The following is a 22079-nucleotide window of genomic DNA, read 5'->3' as shown; positions in this document are numbered from 1 at the left end:
TTGTTTGGAGTATTTAGTTTAATTTTTGCCCGAAAACTCAGATTCACAAAAACCGCATTGATTTTAATAGCGTGTATTGCTTCACCACTTTTATTGGAATTATTACTTTTTTGGAACAACGATTCTTTTTCTAAAGGATTAAAAGCGATAGAAAAAAGCACTTCTTTACTTCTTTTTCCAATTTTTATTATTGGAAATTTTCAACGTGTAAAATTTTTAAAATTAATTCAGGTTTATAGTATTGCAACAACGGTTTTAATGTTGTTTTTCTTTGTCAGGTTTAACATTGTCAATCCGGAATTAATTACAAAATATCTTAACGGAATTGACTTATTTGAAATGGGATATCAATTTGCAGATAGTATTGGTATTCATGCACCGGCTTTAAACATGCATTTGGCATTTGTTTCAGTTTGTGCTTTGTATTTTGTTTTTTACAGTTTTCAAAAAAACGAAAAAACAAGCATCAAAATTCTTCGGCTTATTATTTTTCTTTTATCCTTTTTCTTTGTGCTTTTTGTAAATACCAGAATGGCATTAATGAGTGTTTTGATGGGATTTATTGTTGTTTTCTTTTTAGAGATAAAATACAAATTCAACTTAAAAAAAATTGTAATAATTTCAATAACCGTTTTGATTTTATTAAGTGGAATTTTGTTTTTATTCATTCAAAAAAATCCATACATGAAAGAAAAATATTCTACAGTAACTTTTGCTTATATGGATAAAGTGGGAAAATTAGATGAAATTGACCACCCGGAAATTTATGCTTTCAATTCTTTAGCGACAAGACTTTCAACCTGGAAATCTGCTTGGGAATTGTCTTTAAAAAATCTGCCTTTCGGAGTTGGAGCTTCTGACGGAAAACCGGAATTAATAAAATATTACAAACAAACGAATCAGCATTTTTTGGCTAAATATGAATTTGCAACACATAACCAATTTCTTGATTTTTTATTAAAGTTCGGAATTTTGGGCCCAATAGTAGGTTTTCTATATATGTTTACGATTGGATTTTTAGGTTACGATTTAAAAAATGCAATACTAATTTCTTTTTTTATACTATTTTTCACTTCAAACCTAACAGATGATTTTTTGCTTCGTTTTGATGGAATAGCCTTTAGTGGATTTTGGTCTTCAATTTTCGCCAGTTATTGGTTGCAGCAAAAACTTATTCCTTATAAAGATGCAGAAGCTGTTTAAAATTTTGATTTTTATCGAATAAATCCTGACATCTTTTTAATGCATTTTTTCCAAAAAGAGATCTTGTTTTCGGATCTTTTAGAATTTCAAAGTAAGAATCTAATTCTTCAATATTGTTAAATAAAAAGCCGGTTTGATTTTGTAAAACCACATCTTTATTGCCAATAATATTGGTTGCAATTACAGGTTTTTCTAATACCATAGCTTCTAGAACCGCGATAGGCAAACCTTCCCAAAGTGATGTTTGAAGGTAAATATCAATACTGTTTAACGCTTTAAAAACAGTGTTTTTATCTAAAATCCAACCTGTAATTTTAATGTTGGGAGCAGTAATCAAGGAATTTAATTCTCCGTCGCCAATCCACAAAAAATCAAAATCAGAAAATCGTAAAGCAATTTCATTAAACAATTCAGGATTTCTTGCAGCTGTAATTCTCCCAACAATCCCGATGGTTAATTTTGCATTTTGATGAGGTGAAAATCGTTGACGAATCTCTGGAATATCAACTCCATTTCTAATTAATTTTGAAGGTCCTATTTTTTTTGCAATCTCAAATTCGCTATCTCCACATGCGATTGTTGTTCCTCCAAATAAACGCTGAAAACTTTTCTCTATAGCAGAATATAATTTTCTGGAAGTTTTGGAAATGTCAGTTCTTAAAAAAGCATAACCGTGGGGCATATAAAAAATTTTCTTTTTTCTGAATAAGAAAAAACAAGCAATACGGCCTAAAACACCAGCTTTTGATGAATGAAGATGAATTATATCAGGATTAATTTTGCGTAGTTCTTTAATTAATTTAAAAATAGATTTTAAATCCTGAAAAGGAGAGATCTCCCGAACCATATTAATAGAAATCAAATTAACGCCATCTGAAAACTCAGAATTTACTTTTTTAGAACTAACTCCGTTTCTATTAGCGCTATAAATAATAGTTGTTTCAAAAGTTCTATTTATTTCTTCGTGACCAAAGAAAGTCGACAAATCTCTAAAATAAGTATAAACGCCGCCTTCTAGTGCTTCAACAACATGTACAACTTTCAAAACAAGTAAAATTTAGTTTCGTAAAAATAGAATAAAAGCTATTAATAATTAACAAAAAAACTAAATCTATATTTTAGTAATAATTTTTTCTCAATTTAAAAGGTCAGATATTTTATTACATTTGTGGCTATATATAATTATTAGCAAAAACAGAAGGTTCAATAAAAATACTATGAAAAGAATACTTATTACCGGAGCCGCAGGTTTTTTAGGATCACACTTGTGCGATCGGTTTATTAAAGAAGGTTATTTTGTTATCGGAATGGATAATTTGATTACAGGAGACCTTAAAAACATAGAGCATTTATTCAAATTAGAACACTTCGAGTTTTATCATCATGATATCACTAAATTCGTTCATATTCCAGGCGATTTAGATTATATATTGCATTTTGCTTCTCCGGCAAGTCCGATAGATTATTTAAAAATCCCGATTCAAACCTTAAAAGTGGGATCATTAGGAACACATAATTTATTAGGCTTAGCACGAGTTAAAAAAGCCAGGATTTTGATTGCTTCAACCTCAGAAGTTTATGGAGATCCATTGGTTCATCCACAAACAGAAGAATACTACGGAAACGTAAATACGATAGGACCTAGAGGTGTTTACGATGAAGCAAAACGTTTTCAGGAATCAATAACAATGGCGTATCATACATTTCATGGTGTAGAGACCAGAATCGTGCGTATTTTTAATACTTATGGTCCAAGAATGCGTTTGAATGACGGACGTGTAATTCCTGCATTTATTGGCCAGGCTTTGCGCGGTGAAGATTTAACGATTTTTGGAGATGGTATGCAAACCCGTTCTTTTTGCTATGTAGACGATCAGGTCGAAGGTATTTTCAGATTATTACATTCTGATTATGTGTTTCCTGTAAATATTGGAAATCCAGACGAAATCACGATCAAAGATTTTGCAGAAGAAATCATAAAGCTAACAGGAACAAATCAAAAAGTAGTATATCATCCTTTACCAATAAACGATCCGTTGCAACGTCAGCCAGACACAACAAAGGCAAAAGAATTGTTGGGTTGGGAAGCAAAAGTAAACCGATCTGAAGGAATGAAAATTACATACGATTATTTTAGATCGCTTTCTAAAGAAGAACTTTCTAAAGAAGAACATAAGGATTTTTCGAATTACATAAAATAGTATCAGAAAGAACAATTTATGACAGTGTTTCAAACAGGAAGATACTCAAAATATATCAGACCCATTAGTATTTTAATAGATCTGATGGTAATTGCTGTTTTGAGTTTTTTCGTGTTTAAAGAATTGGTTGCAAATCTTTTATCATTCGTTTTTTACGAATATTTAGGATGGGCTTTAATTGCCTTTTCTATAAAATTTTACGACATTTATAGATTTACGCCGCCAATTGTAATTGCTTCAAAAATATTCAGGCAGGCAATTTTGTTTCTTTTAATTGTAATTGCTTTTTTTCCATTTTCGAGACAATCAGTTTTCAGCGAAAATGCCATTGCAGTATTTGTATTTTCAGTAATAATAGTAGTAACTATTTTTAAGTTTTCATTATTTTTTTATTTAAAGAAATATAGAATAATAACAGGAAGTAATTACAGAGTTGCCGTAATTATTGGGTTTACACCCGAAGCAATTAGGTTAAAAGATCTTTTTGAAACAAGAAAAGATTATGGCTATCGTTTTCTGGGATATTTTTCGGATAAAAAAGAAAACCGAGAGATTACAGGAAAATTAGATGATTTAAAACCTTTTGTCCTTGCAAATTCGGTTGACGAAATTTATTGTTCATTGCATGAAGTATCAAACAAATATTTGAGAGACTTGATAGATTTTGCATATGAAAACAATAAAATAGTAAAATTTATTCCGGATACAAAAGAGATTTTTTCTAAAAATTTGAAAATAGATTATTACGATTTTTTCCCCGTACTTTCTTTGAAACAAACAATGCTGAACGAACCGGCAATTAAAATTTTAAAGCGATCTTTTGATATTTTATTCTCCATTTTTATAATTGTTTTTTTATTATCATGGCTGTGTCTATTATTAGCAATTTTAATAAAAATAGAATCTAAGGGGCCTGTTTTTTTCAGGCAAGGAAGACCAGGAATTGATGAAAAAGAATTTGTGTGTTATAAATTTCGTTCTATGAAAGTGAATAAAACCACAGAAAAAGAAGCCTCAAAAAATGATCCGCGCGTTACTTCAGTTGGCAAATTCATGAGAAAAACAAGTATTGATGAACTTCCACAATTTATCAATGTTTTATTAGGAGACATGTCTGTTGTTGGTCCCAGACCACATCTTTGGTCACAAAACAAAGAATACGGAAAGAAGTTAAAAAAATATATAATTCGCCATTCTGTTAAACCGGGAATTACTGGGTTAGCTCAAGTTAGCGGTTTTAGAGGAGAAATTACGACAGAAAGAGATATGGTAAACAGAGTAAAATTTGATGTTTTTTATATCGAAAACTGGTCTCTTATTTTAGATTTAAAAATAATTTCTCAAACGGTAATAAACATCTTCAAAGGCGATAAAAAAGCATATTAATGAATGAATTAGTTTCTATTATAACGCCAACATTTAACGCCGAAAAATACATCCGCGCAACATTACAATCTGTACTAGATCAAAGTTATCACAACTGGGAAATGATTTTGGTTGATGATGCATCAACAGATGACACCGTAAAAATTATTAAAGCTTTTGCTGAAAAAGATAATCGATTTAAACTTTTTAAATTAGATAAAAATTCCGGGAATGGTTTCGCCAGAAATGTAGCTTTAGAAAAAGCAACCGGAAAATATATAGCATATTTAGATGCCGATGATTTGTGGATTCCGACGAAATTAGAAAAGCAAATTCAGTTTTTAAAAGCAAACAATTTGCCGTTCACTTTTAGTTTTTATGATTGCATCGATGAAGATGGAAATTCTCTAAACAGAAGAGTTGAAGCTCCATTAAACTTAACGTACAATCAATTGTTTTTTTGCAATTATGTTGGGAATTTAACCGCTATTTACGACGCTGAATATTTCGGAAAAATTATAATCGAAGCCACAGAAAAAAGACAAGATTGGCGATTATGGCTCACTATTTTAAAACAGATTAAAGTAACAAAACCAGTTCCTGAACCTTTAGCTTTTTACAGAATAAGAAAAGATTCTATTTCCTCTTCAAAATTCAAATTAATAAAACACAATTTTGGTGTTTATAGAGATTTTCATGGTTTTAATTTGGTAAGTTCCATTTTCTTGATGACACGGTTTTTATTTACTCAATTGATTATTAAATCAAAATATATAAAGAAAGTCTAGTATTCTTAAAAGTCACAAATTGTGACCTTAAAGAAGTATGGAGCTATTTCTTATATCCAATTTTAACTCTATCAATTTCGTTTTCCTTTTTCTCAGTTAATTCATCTAAATAAGAAAAAACCAATTCAATATTTTTATCATGATTCTCTAACTTCTTTTGAATCTGAAGAATATCAACCTTAATTTCAGTTGTATCCAGAAGCATTTGTCTCACTTTCGTAAAAATACGCATGATCTGAATATTGGTTTGAATTGCTTTGTCGCTTTTTAGAACACTTGAAAGCATCATAACGCCGTGCTCTGTGAAAGCAAATGGCAAATATTTTTGATGAGTTCCTCTGCCTTTCTTTAAGGTCGCAATTTGCGACCTTAAAGAATCGTGCTCAATTTCAGTTAGTTGAAACATAAAATCTTCCGGAAATCGAGATAAATTTCTTTTTACCTGTTCATTTAACCTTTTCGTTTCAACTTCATAAAGTAAAGCGAGATCACTATCAAGCATTACTTTTTGACCACGGATAAAGTATATTTTATTAGAAACTGTTTCTTCAGAAAGCAGAGATTGATCGTCCATAAGTTTTTAATTAAAAAACAAATGTAAGATTTTATTTATATTTATAAATACGATTTAAACTGTTTTAGTTTACCGCGATTGGTTCTTTCTAAAACCGTTTTTCGGGTAAAAGAGAAGTTAATATGGACTTAAAAAAACAATTCTGTCAACATGTTTAATTTGTAAATCCACCTTTTATTTATTGCTGTTTTTCATTTTTCGTGTCGAGAAAATTCACTTCTTTTTTTAGATAAAAAAAACAATAAAAAGCTAGTAGATTTTATTTGTAATGTTTTTATTCAAAAAACCATGTTAAATTTATATTATTAAATTAAAAAAGTAAAAAAAGTAACACGAATATAATTAGTTTTAACAAAACTTTAAAACTTTTTAATATGAATAAGTATGTTAAATATTTTTGTTTAAGTGTTCTTTTTTACGTCTATTCATGCCAAAATTCAGAGGAATTGGCAGTTCAAAATGTAGATACAAATTATGTTTCAATTGAGGAGGCTATTCTCATTGCAGAAACTCAATCCCCTCCGTTAAAGAATGTGAATGGAAAATTCTTTGGAAAAAGGAAAGTAAAGAAGGCTTTTCCAATAAAAACAGCGGAGGAAAATCCATCTATGTATATTATTAATTATGAAAGCGATGGATTTGTAATTGTTGCAGGAGACAATAGGATATCGCCAATACTTGCATATTCTGACAAAAACTCTTTTCCAACAGAAACTACCGATTTACCAGAAGGATTAATAACATGGATGAAATACATGGATCAATCGCTAAAAGGAATAAGATCAGAAAAAAAAGCACAAAACGCAGATTTGAAAAAAGTTTGGTTAAGTTCCAATCATGTAAATATGTTATACAATAGCAACTCTTCAAGATTATCGACAAAAACAAATAAAGGACGCGTTCCTTCTTATACTGATTATACGTATGAAGGTGACTGTAATAATGGTGATGCCAGGACAATGGTGTTCTATAATGTAGGCCCGTTGACCGAAACTCAATGGGGACAGGGAGAAGGTTATAATGAATTTATAATAGCAATGGGTTGTAGCGATAGATCTAATGGTCGTCCACTTACAGGTTGTGTTGCAACTGCAGTTGCTCAAGTAATGAAATATCATGAATATCCATCTGGATATGATTGGAGTCAGATGTACAACTATCAAGGAACGTCTGAAACGTCTAGATTAATGCGTAATTTAGGATTTTCTAACAATTTAGACATGAATTATGGATGTAGCAGTTCTAGTGCCGATCGTCATAATATTGGAAGAACTTTTAGTAATATGGGTTATCCATCAACTAATTTTGGCAGTTACAATTATGGAACAGTAAAATATGAAATAGCTTATGGCAGACCAGTTATTTTATGCGGTTCTGAAAAAGCCGAGTTTTTAATTTTTGGATCTAAGTCAGGACATTGCTGGGTGGTGGATGGTGTTGGCGAGATAGAATATTATGAATGTATACCAGATCCTAATACACCAGGTGAAGTAATGTCACACTTAATTAGCACCAATGGATATTTACATATGAATTGGGGATGGAGCGGTTCGTATAATGGGAATTACTCTAATGGTAATTTTAACCCAGGGGGAAATAGTTATAATTGGAAACCAGATATGGTAACTAATATAAGAAATCCATAAAAAAACATTTTTTATAATTTTTCAAGGACGCGATTTGTGTCCTTGAAATTTTTTATAAATACGATTTAAACTGTTTTAGTTTTCCGCGATTGGTTCTTTGTAAAACTGTTTTTCGGGTAAATGTAAAGTTTAAATTGGGTTCGAGATACAACTCAATAGCTTCTTTTATTTTCTGAATTTGAGTAGAATCTAATTCATTTTCAGAAACATATTCAATTTCAAAAACATCTATTTTGATTTGTTTGATGATAAATTCTTTTACGTTTCCGTCATCTTCAATAATACTTTTGGTTACATAATAAAATGTCAATCCGGGAGATTTTTTTCCGCTTGGCAAGATTGCAACATCATTAGTTCTGCCAATTAATTTTTTTAAGATCGGTTTTTGCAATGTGCTCTTTTCATCTAAAATTCCGATATCGCCAATTTCATATCTGATAAACGGATTTGCTTTATTGAATAAAGAAGTAATTACAATTCGGCCTTCTTTCCCGTAAGGGAGAACATTATTATTTTCATCTAAAATTTCAACAAAAAGAGTTTCTGCATTAATTTGCCATTCCCCTTTTGTATTTTCAAAAGCAATCAAATCAAGTTCTGATGCTCCATATTCATTGATAATTGGAATTCCGAATTGTTTCTCCAAGAGTTTTTTATCCGATTCAAAAAGCATTTCTGAAGTAACAAAACAAGCTTTCAATGTTGGGCAGATTTCTTTTAAAACAATATTTTTTTGTTCCAAATATTTAGCAAATAAAACAATCGAACTCGTGTAACCATTGATATAATCGAATTTTTTCGATTTGAATTTTTCCAGAAATTTTTCCAGAATTTCATCAGATAAATTGAAAACCGGAAATCGAAAACGACCACTCAAAAAATCTTTAAAACTTTCTTTTTGGTATCCAATAAAATCCATCGGAATTCCGTAAAAACGTGCCTGATACGAATGGTTAAAATCAATACCAAACCAGCCAAATCGCATAATATTCGAAGCCCAGGTTAAAGCATGCGAATATTTATCTTTAGCAAAAACAAAAGGTGTCCCGCTTGATCCTGAAGTTTTGTTGAGGTAAACATTTTTTAAAGTGTAGCCTTTTGAAAGTCTTTCTTCGAGAGGTTTTTGTAAATTGTGTTTGTTAAGAATTGGCAAATCTCCCCAATTTGAAGCTATTTTATTTCCAACTAATCCATTATAAAAAGAGTTGTTTTTTAAATGGAAATCAACAATTTCGTCTTTTTTATTTTGAAGAAAAACGGCATATTCTTCTTCGGATAAATTTACAATTCGATTCAATTCTGCTTTAGCTTTCTTTATTGGAAAACCATTTAATTTTAATGAAAGATCGAAAAGTGATGCCATTTTTTGAGAATAAATTTCCTCAAAAATAATATTATCCAACTACTAACAGAGAAGAATCACGAACTTTTTAAGATTTAATTATTTTTTACGTACAAAAGCAATTATTTTTGCACCACAACTAAATACAACTATACCATGACAATTTTATTATTGGGATCAGGAGGAAGAGAACATGCTTTTGCATGGAAAATGATTCAAAGCCCACTTTGCGAAAAACTTTTTGTTGCACCAGGAAATGCGGGAACGGCTGCAATTGCTACAAATGTTGCAATGTCTCCAACTGATTTTGATGCTATAAAGGCATTCGTACTTAAGGAAAATGTAAAAATGGTGGTTGTAGGACCGGAAGATCCTTTGGTAAAAGGGATTTATGATTATTTTAAAAATGACGAAAGTTTACAACATATTCCGGTAATTGGACCATCAAAATTGGGAGCTCAATTAGAAGGAAGTAAAGAATTTGCTAAAGAATTCCTGATCAAACATAATATTCCAACGGCGGCTTATGACAGTTTTACAGCTGAAACAGTTGAAGAAGGGTGTAAATTTCTAGAAACTTTGCAACCTCCGTACGTTTTAAAAGCAGACGGATTAGCAGCTGGAAAAGGAGTTTTGATTATTCAGGATCTTGAAGAAGCTAAAACTGAATTAAGAAATATGTTGGTTCACCAAAAATTTGGCGCAGCAAGTTCTAAAGTGGTGATTGAAGAATTTCTTGACGGAATCGAATTAAGCTGTTTTGTTTTGACTGATGGAAAAAGCTATAAAATTTTGCCAACTGCAAAAGATTACAAACGTATTGGCGAAGGCGACACAGGATTAAATACAGGTGGAATGGGAGCTGTTTCTCCGGTTCCTTACGTTGATGCTGTTTTAATGGAAAAAATCGAAACACGTATCGTTAAACCAACAATTGAAGGTTTCCAGAAAGACGGAATCGAATATAAAGGATTTGTATTTATTGGTTTGATTAATGTAAAAAATGAACCAATCGTTATTGAATACAACGTAAGAATGGGAGATCCTGAAACTGAAGTTGTAGTACCGAGATTAAAATCTGATTTGGTTGAATTGTTTCTTTCAGTAGCAAATCAAAAATTAGATACTTTCGAATTAGAAATTGACACTAGAAGTGCTACAACAATTATGGTAGTTTCTGGCGGATATCCTGAAGATTTTGAGAAAGGAAAAGTAATTACGGGATTAGAAAATATTACAGATTCTATAGTTTTTCACGCCGGAACAAAATTAGATGGCAATAATGTCGTTAGTAATGGTGGACGTGTTTTGACTGTAACATCATACGGAGACGATTTTCAACAGGCCATAAAAAAATCTTACCAAAATATAGATAAACTAAATTTTGATAAGATGTATTTTAGAAAAGATATTGGCTTCGACTTACTTTAAAAAAGAGTGAGCTGTTGTATCTTGGTTTTCTGTTCCGGCGTCATCAAAAATGCGTAATTGTTTAATCCAATAAACAATTGCGCCTGAACAGATGATCATGAAAATCCAGTTAATAGTACTTGCAGCAAACCATGAAACTGGTTCTAAACGACGTAAAAAGTCAAGTGGAGCAAATAAAATGTTAACGAATAAGTATTGTATTCCTTCAAAAAAAGCTGTCATAATTTATAAAATTATATGTTATTATTGTTTTGTAACGCATTGAAGACAAAATCTATTAATAGAATCTTTTTTCAACTTGTTGGTTTTCCTTTTTAAACAAGTATTATATTTACAATCACAAAAGTATAAAATATCCTTATGATAACAAGTGTTTTTAGAAAATCTACACCATTAAATTATTCGTTGGTCGTAATTTTAATACTGGTTTTCTTTTTTCTGTTTCAATTTCAGGATTCATCCTGGATGAGTTCTTCTTTTTTGACGTTTCAAAAATTGAGTTTACTGTGTTTTATATTTGCTTCTTTTTTCCTTATTAATTTCATCGTAAAAAAGAACGGACTCAGTAAAGACAACGGTTATTCGATATTTTTCTATTTACTTTTTATATTGTTTTTCCCTACGATATTTAATAATCCGAATGTAATATATGCTAACTTTTTTATTTTGTTGGCACTTAGAAGATTGATTTCTATACAATCATTAAAAGCTTCAAAAGAAAAAATATTTGATGCTTCTTTTTGGATTTTAATAGCTTCTTTATTTCAATTTTGGTGTATACTATTCCTGATATTGGTTTTTATATCAATTATTTTTCACGTTTCGCGCGATTATAGAAATTGGGTTTTGCCTTTTATAGCACTTATGGCTGTTGCCGTTATTTTTATATTGATATCATTAATCTTTCATATAAATGCTATTGAGTTTTTTGAAAAACGAGCAGTAATGAATTTTAATATTGATTATTTTAAAAATAATTACGAAAACGGAGCACTTTCAATATACGTTGCCGTTTCCTTATTTTTCGTCTTTTCGATGTTAACAACCTTATCAAACAGACCACAAATTGTTCATAGTTCATACAAAAAAATCGTAGCGTGTTTTTTTATAGCAACCCTCGTTTTTATAGTTTCACCTAATAAAAGCAATGATTTGTTGTTATTTAGTATTGCACCTTTAAGCATGTTGGCTTCAAGCCATGTAGAATACATTCAACAAAAACTAAACAACGAAATTGTATTTTATGTACTTATAGCGTGTAGTTTATTTACTTTTTTCTCTCAGTTATAATTTACTTCCGTAGGCAAGATCACCTGCATCGCCAAGTCCAGGGACAATGTAATTTTTCTCATTTAATTTTTCGTCTAAAGACGCTACCCATAAATGACAATTTTCGGGAAGATGCTTTTCAAGATGAGCAATTCCTTCCGGAGCAGCAATAACAACAACAATATGAATTTCGTTTGGAGTAGCATTCTGAACCAGTTTTTCATGAACTGCAACTATAGACTGACCGGTTGCTAACATGGGGTCAAGAAGCAAAACTGTTTTATTGTTTATGTTAGAAAGAGCTTGATATTCGACTAGGATTTCAAATTCATTATCGTTATTTGGATGATGCCTGCAAGCCGAAACAAAGCTGTTTTCTGCATGATCAAAATAATTTAAAAAACCATTATGAAGAGGTAATCCCGCTCTTAAAATTGAACATAAAACCAAATCATCATTTATTTCTGTTGTTTTTTTGATCCCAAGCGGAGTTTGAATATCGACATTTTTATACGACAGTTCTTTGCTTAGTTCATACGCCATAATTTCGCCAATTCTTTCTATATTTTTTCGAAAGCGCATACTGTCGCCCTGAACATTTATATTTCTGATTTGACCTAAAAAATGATTCAACACGCTATTATTTTTAGATATATAATGAATTTTCATAATGAAATTTTAGAATTGTTAGTATATGCAAAATATTGCAATTGAAAAATTAAGCAATTTTTTCGCACTATAAAAGTATAAAAAGTATCTTTGTGTCTATAAAAAATAAAGACATGTTTTCAAAATTAGCATATTCTGTTTTCGAACAAAGCATCAAAGACTATCATCAATTTGATAATGTAGATCAACCGATAAGCAATCCTTATCCAAAAGATAAATTCGAACATTTACTATATTTAAAAAATTGGATTGACACAGTGCAATGGCATTTTGAAGATATTATTCGTGATCCGAAAATAGATCCTGTAGCCGCTTTAACTTTAAAAAGAAGAATCGATGCTTCAAACCAGGAGCGTACAGATATGGTTGAATATATTGACAGTTACTTTTTGCAAAAATACAGCGATGTAAAAGCAAAAGACGGAGCAAAAATAAACTCTGAAAGTCCGGCTTGGGCTTTTGACAGGTTGTCTATTTTGGCTTTAAAAATTCACCATATGCAAGAAGAAGCTACTCGTGCAGAAGCTTCTCAGGAACACAGAGACAAATGTCAGGAAAAATTAAATATTCTTTTAGAGCAAAGAAGCGATTTATCAACTGCGATTGATGATCTGCTTTCTGACATCGAAAATGGAGAAAAATTCATGAAAGTGTACAAACAAATGAAAATGTACAATGACGATGATTTGAATCCTGTTTTATATCAAAACAAAAAATAATTGGCAAAATTGTCCAATAAAATTAAGCATATAGCCGTCATGAGACTTTCCGCAATGGGAGACGTCGCCATGACGGTTCCTGTTTTATGCGCTTTTGTAAAACAGTATCCGGAGGTTAAAATCACAGTAATTTCACGTCCGTTTTTTAAACCATTTTTTGATGGAATTCCCAATCTTGAATTTTTTGCTTTTGATGAAAAAGAACGTCACAAAGGTTTTAATGGACTTTTGAAATTATTTCAAGATGTAAGGAAACTTAAAATTGATGCCTTTGCAGATCTTCATAATGTTTTAAGATCTAAAATTGTGAGTTTACTTTTCGCTTTAAGCGGAAAAAAAAGAGCTACAGTTGACAAAGGAAGAGAAGGCAAAAAAGAGTTAACCCGAGCCGAAAATAAAATTTTTAAACAGCTGCCAACGATGTTCGAAAGGCATGCAAAAGTGTTTGAAGAACTTGGCTTTCCTTTAGATTTATCAAATCCAGCATTTCCTGAAAAAGCAAATTTGAATTCAGATATTTTAGAAATTATCGGAAAACAAAATCAAAAATTGATTGGAATTGCGCCTTTTGCACAATATGATTCTAAAGTTTATCCGATAGATTTAATGACAGAGGTTATTGCAAAATTAGCGGAAAATTCATCATATAAAATTTTACTTTTTGGTGGTGGAAAAAAGGAAATCGAAATTTTAGATTCATTTTCAAAACCTTTTGAGAATGTAATTAATATGGCTGGAAAAATCAAGTTTCAGCAAGAATTACAACTAATTAGTAATCTCAATATCATGCTTTCTATGGATTCCGGAAACGCGCATATTGCAGCAATGCTGGGCGTTAAAGTAATTACACTTTGGGGCGCAACACATCCGTATGCAGGGTTTTTGCCGTTTAATCAGAGTTTAGAAAACGCATTAACTTCAGATAGAAATCAATATCCAAAACTTCCAACTTCAGTTTACGGAAATAAAATTGTTGAAGGTTATGAAGATGCGATGAGAAGCATTTCTCCAGATGAAATTGTTCAAAAAATACAGTTAAGCATATAATCCATTTAAATCATGGAGAAAATACCCGATAGTTTTCTTTTTGTTTCTATTAGCAACAATTACAACAAAGTGATTTTCTTTTTCTGTAGCTAGTAAAATGTGTTCAAAATCTTCGGTTGAATTTCTATAGACTTTATGCATCAATTGAGATTCTTTAATTTTGTGCGATAGTACTTTAGCAGCTTTTAATTTGCTTATATAAGGCCAGATATTAAAAATATTGTTGTCAGAAACTGTTATTTCAGTCATTTTCCCAATCATAGTTGAGCTATATTTTTCTTCTGTAAGTAATTTTGGTCCTTTTTTATTTCGTTGTTTTTTAATTATAAAGTAAACACAAAAAAGAGCTGTTATTACAAAAAGTGCTATAAATGATAAACGAAGGAAGTGATGCATTGTCATAATATTTAATATTTAAACGTGTTGACAAATTTGATTTAGCTCTACAAATCTCATAAATCATGAGATTGCGATTACCGTAATTACACCACTAAAATAATGAAAACTTGGCAATATTTTAATAAAAATTTGTTTTTATTGTAATCCAATATAATTATAAAACAAAAAAAATTCCAAACCCCAATTTTAAAGTTGGGATTTGGAATTTTTGTATTTAAAATTTTAATCTTCTATACATCATCATAATCTACATAAATAGATTCTGAAGTTGGATGCGCCTGGCAAGTTAAAATTAAACCAGATGCTATTTCTTTATCTGTCAAAATTGAATTTTTAGTCATTTCTGCAGTTCCGGAAGTTACACGAGCTAGACAGCTGCTGCAAATTCCGCCCTGGCAAGAATACGGAGCATCAATTCCTTGTTTTAATGCTGCATCAAGAATGGTTTGTTTTTGAGACATTTCGAATGAAACTTCATCATCATCAACCATAACGGTAATTTTTGTATGTCCTTCTAAAGAAGTTTTTATTTCATGTTCTTGTGATGAAGAAGTAAAAAGCTCAAACTTAATTGCTGATTCTTTTACATTTTTCTCTTTCAAAATTCCGGAAACCGTATTGATAAGTTCTTCCGGTCCGCACAAATAAAACTTATCAAACTGCAATTCTTTGTGTTTGTTATTCAAAACAAAATTCACTGCTGATTTTTCGATTCTGCCAAACAATGCGTTTTCAGCTTTAGCCTGACTGTATACATAATGTACAAAAAAGCGACCTACATACTGCAATTGTAAATCATGCAATTCCTGATGGAAAATAGTTGTTTCAGGAGTTCTGTTTCCGTAAACCAATACAAATGAACTTTTTGGCTCACCTTTTAAAACAGATTTTATTATAGAAAGCACAGGAGTAATTCCGCTTCCGGCTACAAAAGCCGCATAATTTCTTTGTCTTTCAGCATCAGGTTCAAAAGTAAATTTTCCTTCTGGCTGTCCTACTTCAAGAACATCTCCGGCTTTTAATTTTGTATTGGCAAATTGAGAAAAAAGTCCGTTTTTTACCGCTTTTACCGCAATACGCAATTCTCCGCTTTCTGGCGCTGAGCAAATAGAATATGCACGGCGAATTTCTTGATTATCAAGAGTTAATTTTAAATTGATGTATTGTCCAGCTATAAATTTATAATCTGATTTTAGTTCTTCGGGAACATTAAAAAGAACCGAAACAGCATCGGCAGTTTCGCGTTTTACCTCTTTAATTATAAGTTTTAAAAATGAAGGCATGATTGTATATTTTATGCAAAAATAACAAACGGAGATTAAATGACAGACACTAAAATATTATTTTTAACTTTTTTTGTAACGTTTTCTTACATTTGATCTCTTACTACAAAACTAAAAACCAAACCACCATGATTAAAAAGTTTATTTATCTTGAATGGAAAGCCTTTACAAGATCCGCATCTTTTGGTACAAATCTCGCAATGAAAATTTTAATAGGCTTTGTAATGGTCTATTTTTCGGTACTTTTTATCGCAATGGGAGTTGGAGCATTTTACATTTTAAGAAAAGTAAATCTTGAGCCATTAGTTACCATCAACAAATTTTTGATCTATTATTTCTTGTTCGATTTAGTGGTTCGATTATTAATGCAGGCGATACCGGTACTCAATATCAAACCGCTATTGGTACTTCCATTTAAAAAACCAACCATAGTTCATTTCTCTTTAGGAAAAACAGCCTTATCCTTTTTTAATTGGGTTCACGCTCTTTTCTTTCTGCCTTTTGCTATTGTATTGGCAATAGAAGGATATGACATTCTGGGAATCATTTTTTGGCTTTTGGCAGTTTTTTCAATTGTATACATCAACAATTTTTTAAATATTATTCTGAGTAATATCGATAAATTATTTGCTGTTTTTATCCTATTGGCCCTCGCTTTGGCGACCGCACAATATTATAAAGTCTTTGACATTACGATTTTTACAACTCCATTTTTTGAGGGATTTTATGAAACGAAAGGAATATTTTTAATTCCTGTTTTGGTATTGGTCGGATTATATTTATTTACATTTAAATACTTTAAAAACAATTTATTTTTAGATGCAGGACTTTCTAAAAAAGAAGATATTGCTACAACCGAAAATCTTTCGTGGCTAAATCAATTTGGAATATTGGGTACGTTTCTTAAAAATGACATCAAACTGATCAGAAGAAATAAAAGATCGAAATCGACTATATTGTTGAGTGTTTTCTTTTTGTTTTACGGATTCATCTTTTTTGGTAATACACATCAACCTGCCGTAATGCATATTTTTGCAGGAATATTTGTTTCGGGCGGATTTCTATTCGTCTTCGGTCAGTTTGTACCAAGCTGGGATAGTTCTTATTATCAATTAATGATGACACAAAATATTCCGTATCGCGGTTATATTACATCAAAATGGTGGTTGATTGTTATTGCCACTATTATTTCGACAATAATTGCTTCATTTTATCTTTTTTTCGGGTGGGAAATTTACCTCACCATTATTGTAGGCGCAATTTATAATATTGGTGTAAACTCACACTTAGTACTTTTGGGAGGCGCATTTACAAAAACACCAATTGATTTAAGTTCTGCAAGCGGAGCTTTTGGAGACAAAAAAGCATTCAATATAAGCGCCATGTTATTAACGCTGCCCAAAATTTTATTGCCATTGGCACTGTACGGAATCGGACTTTATTTAGGAAATAAAACAGTCGGACTATTGTTGGTAACAGGAGCCGGAGTTTTAGGTTTTATATTTAGGAACGCTGTTTTTTCATTAATCGAAAAAAGATACAAAATAGAAAAGTACAGTACGATAAGTGCTTACAAACAAAAGAATTAAAATTTTAGTTATTAAGAAAAACCAAATTAACGATTAACCAAACCAATAATTAAACGTATAAAAATGATACAAGTAAATCAACTTTCAAAAAAATATAACGGAACTACAGTTTTAAATATTAATAATCTTGAAATTCCAAAAGGACAAAGTTTTGGGTTAGTGGGAAATAATGGAGCAGGAAAAACAACATTTTTTAGTTTGCTTTTAGATTTGATTCAGCCTTCGACAGGAAATATTACAAACAATACTATTCAGGTAAACACAAGTGAAAACTGGAAATCTTTTACAGGTTCTTTTTTAGACGAAAGTTTTCTTATTGGATATTTAACTCCGGAGGAATATTTTTATTTTATTGGAGATTTGCGTCATCAAAACAAAGCTGATATTGATGCTTTATTGGCGCAGCATGAAGAATTTTTTAATGGCGAAATTTTAAACAACAAGAAATATTTACGCGATTTGTCTAAGGGAAATCAGAAGAAGGTGGGGATTATTGCCTCACTTATTGGCAATCCTGAAGTAGTTATTTTAGATGAACCTTTTGCGAATTTAGATCCAACAACTGTTAGCCGATTAAAAAAAATCATCAAAGAATTAGCTCAAAACCCAAACGTTACAGTTCTGGTTTCCAGCCATGATTTGCAGCATACTGTCGAGGTTTGCGATCGTATTGTGGCACTTAATAAAGGTGAGATCGTAAAAGATATTGAAACATCAGAAGAAACCTTACAAGAACTTGAATCTTTTTTTGCTGTTTAAGTTTTAATTATTACAAAAAAGAAGCGTATTTTTACGCGTCATTATACTAAAAATCATTTTTAGAAGTTAAATGATTTAAACTCTTTTCTATTGAAAAAGACTACAATTAAATATGGTTTTGTTCTGGTGTTTTTATTCTTTTTGATAGCTTGTTCTACCAAAAAAAACACCTTTTTGTCTAGAAATTCTCATGCTTTAAGTACAAAATATAACATTTTGTACAATGGCGGCATTGGCTTAGATAAAGGTTTAGCATCTATAAAAGCCAGTGATCAGGACAATTTCTGGAAGCTGCTTCCTATTGAAAAAATGCAGTTTGATGAAAGTTTTCCGGACGACAACAAAACCAAAAATCCTGATTTTGAAAAGGCCGAAACGAAAGCAACAAAAGCCATTCAGAAGCACTCTATGAATATTGGCGGAAGAGAAAAGAACTATCAGGTAGACGAAGCTTATTTAATGCTTGGAAAAGCCAGATATTACGATCAGCGATTTATTCCGGCATTAGAAGCCTTCAATTATATTTTATATAAATACCCTAATAGCAGTAATATTTACACAGCAAAAATCTGGCGCGAAAAAACCAACATGCGTTTAGGAAATGATGGTATTGTTATTAAAAACATCAAATTACTTTTAAAGAAAACCGACTTAGATAAACAAACATTTTCGGATGCGAATGCTTTATTGGCAGAAGCTTTTTTAAATTTAGAAGAAAGAGACAGCGCCGTTACCAAACTTAAAATTGCTGAAGAATATACGAGAATAAACGAAGACAAAGCCCGATACCGTTTTATTCTTGGACAAATGTATCAGGAAGCTGGAAAAAATGACAGCGCAACCTATTTTTACGATGGTGTAATTGATATGAATCGTAAAGCCGACAGAAAATATATGATGCATGCGTATGCTAAAAAAGCACAAATGTATGATTATGATAATGGCAATGACACCATATTTTTAAAGACTTATAATAAGTTAGTTAAAGACCGTGAAAACAGACCTTATTATGATGTGCTTTTATATGAAATGGGTGTTTTTTACGATAAAAAGAAACAACAGGATAATGCATTAACATTCTATAATAAATCATTAGCCAGAAAATCTAAAGATGAATATTTAGTAGCTTCTACTTATAGAAATATTGGTAATATGTATTTTAAAAATACAGATTATACAATGGCTGCAAAATACTACGACAGTACTTTGGTAAAATTAGATCCAAAAAGCAGAGAGTTTGCTTTTATCGAAAAAAACCGAAAAAATCTTGACGACGTTATAAAATACGAAGCAATTGCAAAACGTAATGATAGTATTATTAAGGTAAAAGGTTTGCCGGATTCTGATAGAAAAATTTATTTTGAATCTTACATTGCAGAGCTCAAAAAGAAAGATGAGGCCAAACGCATTTTAGAAGAGAAAGAAAAGGAAAGGTTAGCGAACATAGAACGCAATACAAATTCTGACAGTGGTCCAACAGCGGTGAATCCTAATTCACTAGGAAAACCTTCAGATATGCCAGCAGTGGGAATTGTTCCACCAAGCGGAAATAGTACAGCAAGTACTTTTTATTTTTACAATCCAACAACAGTTGCGTACGGAAAACTGCAATTCAAAAAAATGTGGGGAAACAGAACTTTGGGTGGCAACTGGAGATTGTCTACAATAAAATCTGCTAATAATGCTGCATTAAATGATACCTTAAGTAATAATCAAGATGATTTGAATGTCGTAAAAGATTCTATTATTATAGAAAAATACACCACAGAATTTTACGAGAAAAAACTTCCAACAACACAAATTGCAATGGATAGTATTGGTAAGGAACGCAACTTTGCCTATTATCAATTGGGATTAATTTACAAAGAGAAATTTAAAGAATACAATTTAGCAAGCGATAAACTGGAGCAGTTATTAAAAAACAATCCGGAAGAAAAGTTGGTTTTACCGGCAATGTATAATTTGTACAAGATTTATCAAATTACAAATCCGGCCAAAGCCCAAGCGATGAAAGCTAATATTGTAGGAACATATCCAAATTCAAGATATGCTCAAATTTTAAACAATACAAATGAAGCTGATGTAGCATCACCGGACAAAGAATATCAAAAATGGTTTAAATTGTACCAGGAAGAACAATTTGATGTAGTTTTAAATAATATTGATAACCTGATCAATCAATATTCGGGAGAAGAGATTGTTTCTAAATTTGAGTTGTTGAAAGCTAATACTTTAGGAAAAGTAGAAGGTTTGGTTGCCTATAAAAAAGGTCTTGAAGCAGTTGCTGATAATTATCCGAATACCGAAGAAGGAAAAAATGCACGAGAAATTCTGGAGAAACAAGTGCCAAGTTTAGAAAAACTAGATTTTACAACGGTTGACAGCAAGAGCTGGAAAATTATTTACCCAATTCCTCATGACGATGCCAAATCAGCAAAACTTATAGAAGAATCAATCAAGAAATTTTTAGCTGTAGAGAATTATCAAAGGCTTAAAACTTCTTTGGATAAATACAATAAAACCCAAAATTTTGTTGTTATACATGGTGTACAATCTGAAGCTTATGCTAATGATGTTGTGGGCGTTTTAAGAGATGATAAAAGATTTAAAATCTCTCAGCCGGCAATTATTATTTCCAGCGACAATTATAAAGTTGTTCAAATTAAAAAAAATCTTGAAGTTTACGTAGCCCCCAAAACTCCATAACACCATGTTTGATAAAGTAAAAAAAAACGGAACAGAATTATTAGGAAAAACAAATAGAATTGTAGAAGGCACATCAATTATTGGCGATATAGTTTCTAAAGCAGATTTTAGATTAGATGGCGAATTAATAGGTAATTTTACTTCGCAGGGAAAATTAGTCATTGGCGCATCCGGTGTCATAAAAGGCGAAATAATTTGTAACAATGCTGATATTGAAGGAATTTTTCAAGGAAAAATAAAAGTTTTGGAAGTTCTAAATATAAAAGCATCTGCACATATTCAAGGAGAAGTCGCCGTAGGAAAACTATCTATTGAGCCTGGAGCTGAATTTATCGCTACTTGTACCATGCTAACAAATACTAATGAAGTAACAATAAAAGATGGAAAAGGAGCCGAACAAAAACAGAAGGAATAAGTGGTTGCCATTGATTAATATTCCCGTTCAAATGGGAATTATTATTTTTTTATTTTCCTATTTTGGTAGTTGGTTAGATGAAAACCATCCTAGTCCTAAAGTATATTACAATACTATTTTTGTAATGGTTGGCGTTGCACTCGCCTTATATAATGTTATCCGTCAGGTTAACGAAATCAATAAAACAAAGTAAGTTATCTTTTAAAATCAGCTTTAAATAAATGTTGCATCTTTGCAAAAAATATTTCAAATGCTTTTAAAAAATTACAAACCTATTTTACACTTATTCTTTTTTGCTTTAGCGGCTTATATTTTGCACAGAGCAGTTTTTCTATTTTTAAAAGTTAACCCCCAAAACTTTTATTATAGTATAGAATTCTTGTATTTGATTTTTTTCGGAATATCCGCATTGTTATACCTTATATTATTAATAGTAAAAAAGAAGAATTTTGAAATTGTTGGAATGGCTTTCTTATTTGGAACCTTCACACAAATGTTATTAGGTTATTTAGTTTTGAGACCGATTTTAGAAAACAAATCAGAAGAGGTCATGATCGAAAAAATCAGTTTTTTTTTAACATTTATTTTATTTTTGTTATTTGAAACGCTTTTAACTGTCCGATTACTAAATGAAAAGCGTTAAAATAACGATTCTGTAAAACAAGGTTCAAAAA

At 31.0% G+C, this 22079-nt stretch carries 22 protein-coding genes; 15 read left to right on the top strand and 7 right to left on the bottom strand.

What is annotated here, in order from left to right; genetic code table 11:
- Window positions 1–57 precede the first annotated feature (57 nt).
- Window positions 58–1203, top strand: coding sequence for an O-antigen ligase family protein (locus EV143_RS01520; protein ID WP_243739774.1), 1146 nt, complete (start codon window positions 58–60; stop codon window positions 1201–1203).
- On the opposite strand, the gene EV143_RS01515 is transcribed toward EV143_RS01520, so the two are convergent.
- The gene (locus tag EV143_RS01515; protein WP_133506223.1) at window positions 1172–2248 is read right to left on the bottom strand and encodes a glycosyltransferase; all 1077 of its coding nucleotides are present in this window, start codon (window positions 2246–2248) and stop codon (window positions 1172–1174) included. The genes EV143_RS01520 and EV143_RS01515 overlap by 32 nt on opposite strands.
- Before the next feature lie 172 nt (window positions 2249–2420).
- Here EV143_RS01515 and EV143_RS01510 point away from each other — a divergent pair, with 172 nt between their 5' ends.
- The 3 genes from EV143_RS01510 to EV143_RS01500 are packed head-to-tail and all read left to right on the top strand — an operon-like array spanning window position 2421 to window position 5557.
- On the top strand, window positions 2421–3404 hold the full coding sequence (locus EV143_RS01510; RefSeq protein ID WP_133506222.1) for a UDP-glucuronic acid decarboxylase family protein: 984 nt from the start codon (window positions 2421–2423) through the stop codon (window positions 3402–3404).
- An 18-nt stretch (window positions 3405–3422) separates the two neighbouring features.
- Window positions 3423–4790: an undecaprenyl-phosphate glucose phosphotransferase gene (locus EV143_RS01505; protein WP_133506221.1), complete on the top strand. Its 1368-nt coding sequence runs from the start codon at window positions 3423–3425 to the stop codon at window positions 4788–4790.
- On the top strand, window positions 4790–5557 hold the full coding sequence (locus EV143_RS01500; RefSeq protein WP_133506220.1) for a glycosyltransferase family 2 protein: 768 nt from the start codon (window positions 4790–4792) through the stop codon (window positions 5555–5557). Before EV143_RS01505 ends, EV143_RS01500 begins: the two co-directional genes overlap by 1 nt.
- A gap of 43 nt (window positions 5558–5600) precedes the next feature.
- Here the strand turns inward: EV143_RS01500 and EV143_RS01495 are convergent, their stop codons facing one another.
- Entirely contained in the window at window positions 5601–6131 is a 531-nt protein-coding gene (locus EV143_RS01495; RefSeq protein WP_133506219.1) for an ORF6N domain-containing protein, read from the bottom strand.
- A gap of 374 nt (window positions 6132–6505) precedes the next feature.
- On the opposite strand from EV143_RS01495, the gene EV143_RS01490 reads away from it, so the two are divergent.
- Complete coding sequence (locus EV143_RS01490) at window positions 6506–7777, top strand: C10 family peptidase (protein WP_133506218.1); 1272 nt, start codon at window positions 6506–6508, stop codon at window positions 7775–7777.
- A 52-nt stretch (window positions 7778–7829) separates the two neighbouring features.
- Here EV143_RS01490 and EV143_RS01485 read toward each other — a convergent pair whose 3' ends face one another.
- Window positions 7830–9140, bottom strand: coding sequence for a phenylacetate--CoA ligase family protein (locus EV143_RS01485; RefSeq protein WP_133506217.1), 1311 nt, complete (start codon window positions 9138–9140; stop codon window positions 7830–7832).
- A gap of 135 nt (window positions 9141–9275) precedes the next feature.
- On the opposite strand from EV143_RS01485, the gene purD reads away from it, so the two are divergent.
- Window positions 9276–10550 carry a phosphoribosylamine--glycine ligase gene (purD, locus tag EV143_RS01480; protein WP_133506216.1) on the top strand — a complete coding sequence of 425 codons (1275 nt, stop codon included), beginning with the start codon at window positions 9276–9278 and terminating at the stop codon, window positions 10548–10550.
- Here the strand turns inward: purD and EV143_RS01475 are convergent.
- Window positions 10542–10772, bottom strand: a complete 231-nt coding sequence (locus EV143_RS01475; protein WP_133506215.1) for a DUF6341 family protein — start codon at window positions 10770–10772, stop codon at window positions 10542–10544. The genes purD and EV143_RS01475 overlap by 9 nt on opposite strands.
- Window positions 10773–10910: 138 nt before the next feature.
- Between EV143_RS01475 and EV143_RS01470 the strand changes: the two genes are divergently transcribed.
- A complete protein-coding gene (locus EV143_RS01470) occupies window positions 10911–11840 on the top strand; it encodes a DUF6427 family protein (protein WP_133506214.1) in 930 nt (309 codons plus the stop codon).
- On the opposite strand, the gene upp is transcribed toward EV143_RS01470, so the two are convergent.
- Window positions 11835–12488 carry a uracil phosphoribosyltransferase gene (upp, locus tag EV143_RS01465; RefSeq protein WP_133506213.1) on the bottom strand — a complete coding sequence of 218 codons (654 nt, stop codon included), beginning with the start codon at window positions 12486–12488 and terminating at the stop codon, window positions 11835–11837. The two genes, EV143_RS01470 and upp, sit on opposite strands and share 6 nt — an antisense overlap.
- A 113-nt stretch (window positions 12489–12601) precedes the next feature.
- Here upp and EV143_RS01460 point away from each other — a divergent pair, with 113 nt between their 5' ends.
- Both EV143_RS01460 and EV143_RS01455 read left to right on the top strand, forming a co-directional pair.
- A complete protein-coding gene (locus EV143_RS01460; RefSeq protein ID WP_133506212.1) occupies window positions 12602–13207 on the top strand; it encodes a DUF4254 domain-containing protein in 606 nt (201 codons plus the stop codon).
- 39 nt (window positions 13208–13246) lie between these two features.
- Window positions 13247–14254 (top strand): glycosyltransferase family 9 protein, encoded by a 1008-nt coding sequence (locus EV143_RS01455; RefSeq protein WP_133506211.1) that lies wholly within the window; start codon window positions 13247–13249, stop codon window positions 14252–14254.
- Here EV143_RS01455 and EV143_RS01450 read toward each other — a convergent pair.
- Window positions 14243–14650 carry a hypothetical protein gene (locus tag EV143_RS01450; protein WP_243739773.1) on the bottom strand — a complete coding sequence of 136 codons (408 nt, stop codon included), beginning with the start codon at window positions 14648–14650 and terminating at the stop codon, window positions 14243–14245. The two genes, EV143_RS01455 and EV143_RS01450, sit on opposite strands and share 12 nt — an antisense overlap.
- Window positions 14651–14883: 233 nt before the next feature.
- On the bottom strand, window positions 14884–15936 hold the full coding sequence (locus EV143_RS01445) for a ferredoxin--NADP reductase (RefSeq protein WP_133506209.1): 1053 nt from the start codon (window positions 15934–15936) through the stop codon (window positions 14884–14886).
- A 128-nt stretch (window positions 15937–16064) separates the two neighbouring features.
- Here EV143_RS01445 and EV143_RS01440 point away from each other — a divergent pair, with 128 nt between their 5' ends.
- From EV143_RS01440 to EV143_RS01415, 6 genes are all read left to right on the top strand, one after another.
- Complete coding sequence (locus tag EV143_RS01440; protein ID WP_133506208.1) at window positions 16065–17525, top strand: DUF5687 family protein; 1461 nt, start codon at window positions 16065–16067, stop codon at window positions 17523–17525.
- A gap of 63 nt (window positions 17526–17588) precedes the next feature.
- The gene (locus EV143_RS01435; protein WP_133506207.1) at window positions 17589–18284 is read left to right on the top strand and encodes an ABC transporter ATP-binding protein; all 696 of its coding nucleotides are present in this window, start codon (window positions 17589–17591) and stop codon (window positions 18282–18284) included.
- A gap of 90 nt (window positions 18285–18374) precedes the next feature.
- A complete protein-coding gene (porW, locus tag EV143_RS01430; RefSeq protein ID WP_133506206.1) occupies window positions 18375–20990 on the top strand; it encodes a type IX secretion system periplasmic lipoprotein PorW/SprE in 2616 nt (871 codons plus the stop codon).
- 4 nt (window positions 20991–20994) lie between these two features.
- Window positions 20995–21405: a bactofilin family protein gene (locus EV143_RS01425; RefSeq protein WP_133506205.1), complete on the top strand. Its 411-nt coding sequence runs from the start codon at window positions 20995–20997 to the stop codon at window positions 21403–21405.
- A complete protein-coding gene (locus EV143_RS01420; protein ID WP_133506204.1) occupies window positions 21371–21598 on the top strand; it encodes an AtpZ/AtpI family protein in 228 nt (75 codons plus the stop codon). The genes EV143_RS01425 and EV143_RS01420 overlap by 35 nt, the downstream gene beginning before the upstream one ends.
- Window positions 21599–21655: 57 nt before the next feature.
- Window positions 21656–22048, top strand: coding sequence for a hypothetical protein (locus tag EV143_RS01415; RefSeq protein ID WP_133506203.1), 393 nt, complete (start codon window positions 21656–21658; stop codon window positions 22046–22048).
- Window positions 22049–22079 lie beyond the last annotated feature (31 nt).

Origin of the sequence: Flavobacterium chryseum, from assembly GCF_004362015.1 — a bacterium.
Taxonomy (GTDB): domain Bacteria; phylum Bacteroidota; class Bacteroidia; order Flavobacteriales; family Flavobacteriaceae; genus Flavobacterium.
Note: the sequence above shows the minus strand (reverse complement) of the source record. Positions and strands in the feature narration are given on the sequence as shown.

Coding starts and splice junctions, on each gene's coding strand:
- EV143_RS01510 (WP_133506222.1), top strand. CDS start 2,421: ATGAAAAGAATACTTATTACCGGAGCCGCAGGTTTTTTAGGATCACAC.
- EV143_RS01505 (WP_133506221.1), top strand. CDS start 3,423: ATGACAGTGTTTCAAACAGGAAGATACTCAAAATATATCAGACCCATT.
- EV143_RS01500 (WP_133506220.1), top strand. CDS start 4,790: ATGAATGAATTAGTTTCTATTATAACGCCAACATTTAACGCCGAAAAA.
- EV143_RS01495 (WP_133506219.1), bottom strand. CDS start 6,131: ATGGACGATCAATCTCTGCTTTCTGAAGAAACAGTTTCTAATAAAATA.
- EV143_RS01490 (WP_133506218.1), top strand. CDS start 6,506: ATGAATAAGTATGTTAAATATTTTTGTTTAAGTGTTCTTTTTTACGTC.
- EV143_RS01485 (WP_133506217.1), bottom strand. CDS start 9,140: ATGGCATCACTTTTCGATCTTTCATTAAAATTAAATGGTTTTCCAATA.
- purD (WP_133506216.1), top strand. CDS start 9,276: ATGACAATTTTATTATTGGGATCAGGAGGAAGAGAACATGCTTTTGCA.
- EV143_RS01475 (WP_133506215.1), bottom strand. CDS start 10,772: ATGACAGCTTTTTTTGAAGGAATACAATACTTATTCGTTAACATTTTA.
- EV143_RS01470 (WP_133506214.1), top strand. CDS start 10,911: ATGATAACAAGTGTTTTTAGAAAATCTACACCATTAAATTATTCGTTG.
- upp (WP_133506213.1), bottom strand. CDS start 12,488: ATGAAAATTCATTATATATCTAAAAATAATAGCGTGTTGAATCATTTT.
- EV143_RS01460 (WP_133506212.1), top strand. CDS start 12,602: ATGTTTTCAAAATTAGCATATTCTGTTTTCGAACAAAGCATCAAAGAC.
- EV143_RS01455 (WP_133506211.1), top strand. CDS start 13,247: ATGAGACTTTCCGCAATGGGAGACGTCGCCATGACGGTTCCTGTTTTA.
- EV143_RS01450 (WP_243739773.1), bottom strand. CDS start 14,650: ATGCATCACTTCCTTCGTTTATCATTTATAGCACTTTTTGTAATAACA.
- EV143_RS01445 (WP_133506209.1), bottom strand. CDS start 15,936: ATGCCTTCATTTTTAAAACTTATAATTAAAGAGGTAAAACGCGAAACT.
- EV143_RS01440 (WP_133506208.1), top strand. CDS start 16,065: ATGATTAAAAAGTTTATTTATCTTGAATGGAAAGCCTTTACAAGATCC.
- EV143_RS01435 (WP_133506207.1), top strand. CDS start 17,589: ATGATACAAGTAAATCAACTTTCAAAAAAATATAACGGAACTACAGTT.
- EV143_RS01425 (WP_133506205.1), top strand. CDS start 20,995: ATGTTTGATAAAGTAAAAAAAAACGGAACAGAATTATTAGGAAAAACA.
- EV143_RS01420 (WP_133506204.1), top strand. CDS start 21,371: ATGGAAAAGGAGCCGAACAAAAACAGAAGGAATAAGTGGTTGCCATTG.
- EV143_RS01415 (WP_133506203.1), top strand. CDS start 21,656: ATGCTTTTAAAAAATTACAAACCTATTTTACACTTATTCTTTTTTGCT.